Genomic DNA, 564 nt, shown 5'->3' with positions numbered 1-564 from the left:
CGGCAAGTCCTCACGCAAAGGCAAGTCCCGGCGCTGAGCGTTAGCAGGGCTTGCCAGTTCATGGGCTTGAGTCGCCAAGCCTATTACCAGCGCAACCGCTCGGCGGACCGGCGTTCCGAGCAAGATTCGCTGATTGCCCAGGTCGTGCGTGAGGTACGGATGCGGCAGCCCCGTCTGGGAACGCGCAAGTTGCATTTTTTGCTGCAGGATCAGGCCAGGATCGCGTTCCATGTGGGCCGGGATCGCCTGTTTAGGGTGCTGGCGGAGCATCGCCTGCTGGTCAAACCCAAGCGGGCGTACCACAAGACCACCCACAGCTTTCACCGGTTCTATCGTCATCCGAATCTGCTCAAGCCAGGGCCGCAGCAGGTGTTGCCCTGCGCCCCGGAGCAGGTCTGGGTGGCGGACATCACCTATCTGCCGAGCCAGAGCGGTCCGCTTTACCTGAGCCTGGTCACCGATGCCTATTCGCGCAAGATCGTCGGCCATCACGTCCACGACAGCCTGCATGCCGAGTCGGTGGCCCGAGCCTACAGCCAGGCGCTGCGGTACCGCACGACGCGG

The 564-nt window shown here is 63.7% G+C and carries 1 protein-coding gene; it reads left to right on the top strand.

Going from position 1 to position 564, the window contains the following annotated elements; translation table 11 throughout:
* Positions 1-564: DDE-type integrase/transposase/recombinase (locus tag WFQ67_RS30200; protein WP_337059004.1), on the top strand; the 564-nt coding region annotated here is incomplete at both ends.

The sequence above is a fragment of the Pseudomonas sp. USHLN015 genome, assembly GCF_037153275.1.
Lineage (GTDB): Bacteria > Pseudomonadota > Gammaproteobacteria > Pseudomonadales > Pseudomonadaceae > Metapseudomonas > Metapseudomonas tohonis.
Note: the sequence above shows the minus strand (reverse complement) of the source record. Positions and strands in the feature narration are given on the sequence as shown.